This window comes from Synechococcus sp. R8-2 (assembly GCF_047461715.1).
Taxonomy (GTDB): Bacteria; Cyanobacteriota; Cyanobacteriia; order Thermostichales; family Thermostichaceae; genus Thermostichus.
In genome coordinates this window covers 1-1477 of record NZ_JANSHQ010000673.1, presented here as the reverse complement: position 1 = coordinate 1477, position 1477 = coordinate 1, and the positions used below count along the sequence as shown (strand labels likewise).

The following is a 1477-nucleotide window of genomic DNA, read 5'->3' as shown; positions in this document are numbered from 1 at the left end:
TGCTACGCAACGCTGTCGCGACCAGTTGCCCAAAGCGGCTTTGCTCACGGCTGTCTTTTTTGTGGCCTCTTCGATTCACCTGCCCTTTCCCCCGGCCAGCCTGCATCTGGTGCTGAACGGGTTGATGGGTCTGATGTTGGGGGCTTTGGCCTATCCGGCGATTGTAGTGGGCTTGTTTTTTCAGGCGGTGGCCTTTGGCCATGGGGGCCTGACCACATTGGGCATCAACGCCGCCATTATGGGGATCCCGGCGCTCCTGGCCGGTGGGATTTTTCGGGCAGGCCGTCGGGTGATGGGGGCCGGAGTGTCTGCCTTCTTGGCGGGAGCGGTTGGGGTGGGTCTAGCAGTGCTGTTGTTTTACGGGGTGGTCATGGCTGCTGTGGTTGACGCTGGCAGCGGGATCCTCTCCACAGAAGCCGGTCGTCTGGCTCTTGGGAGCTTGGTGGTGGCCCACATCCCCCTGATGGTGGTGGAGGGGTTGTTCGCCAGTTGGGTGGTGCTGTTTTTGCAGCGGGTACAACCGGCGCTGCTGGGAGAGTATGGCAAGAGATGAAGCCGGCTCAGGGATCCCTTGCTGCTGGCGCGGTCAACAATCCCATCCTCACCCCTCCAAACCCCTTTCCTGGCTGCACCGGTGGCAACCTCTGCCCAAGGTGCTGGGCCTGATGGCGCTGATGGCGGCTTTCGCCTCGGTGAGGTGCCTGGCCCTCTTGCCGCTCATCTGGGCGCTGGTGGCTGGACTGTGGAGCCTGTCGGGATTGCCTTGGAGCCTCGGGCTGAGGCGGCTGGCAGCCCCAGGGCTGTTGGTGGCAGGGTTGATGGGGATCCTACCCTTCTGGGCGGGGGAAACCATCCTGTGGCGCTGGGGATCCCTGGCTCTGCGTTGGGAGGGGCTGCAGATGGCGCTTCGCATTGGGGGGAGAGGGCTGGCCCTATTTGCCCTCACGATGCTGCTGCTGGAGACCACCCCCACATCGGAACTGTTGGCAGCTTTGCGGGCCCTGGGGATCCCAGACCTCCTGCTGGAACTGGCCTGGCTCACCCAGCGCTATTTGCAGGAGGTGGCCGCTCAGTGGCAGCAGATGCAACGGGCAGCCAGGCTGAGGGGTTGGCGACCGCGGGGATCCCTGTGGCGTCCTGGGCCGTCTCTAAGACAAGATCTGCCCTTTCTGGCCGCTTCGGTGGGCACCCTGTTGGTTCGCAGCTACGAGCGCTCGCAGAGGGTTTATCAGGCTTTGCGCCTGCGGGGCTATGGACAAGCGCCTCTGTTTTCGACGGCGGCTGGCAGGGATCCCTGGAGCTGGGCGGCCACCGCGTTGGCCGTGGCTACGGCTCTATTGCTCCGCAACGCTGATGCGGCCCTCAACTAGAATAGATAAGCCTCTGGCAAGCCGCCCCCTTTTTGATGCTCAGTCCATGAATGGGTTAGAAGCGACCGTCTCCAGTTTCCCATCCGTTAAGGACTCCGTCCCGCTTA

General features: G+C 63.2%; 2 protein-coding genes. Both read left to right on the top strand.

Annotated features, from left to right (window positions below; genetic code table 11):
- On the top strand, positions 1-553 hold a 553-nt coding region (gene cbiM / locus NW819_RS13755; protein ID WP_414414093.1), incomplete at its 5' end, for a cobalt transporter CbiM.
- Positions 540-1370 (top strand): cobalt ECF transporter T component CbiQ, encoded by an 831-nt coding sequence (cbiQ, locus tag NW819_RS13750; protein WP_414414092.1) that lies wholly within the window; start codon positions 540-542, stop codon positions 1368-1370. The genes cbiM and cbiQ, both read left to right, overlap by 14 nt.
- The last annotated feature ends 107 nt before the right edge of the window (positions 1371-1477 follow it).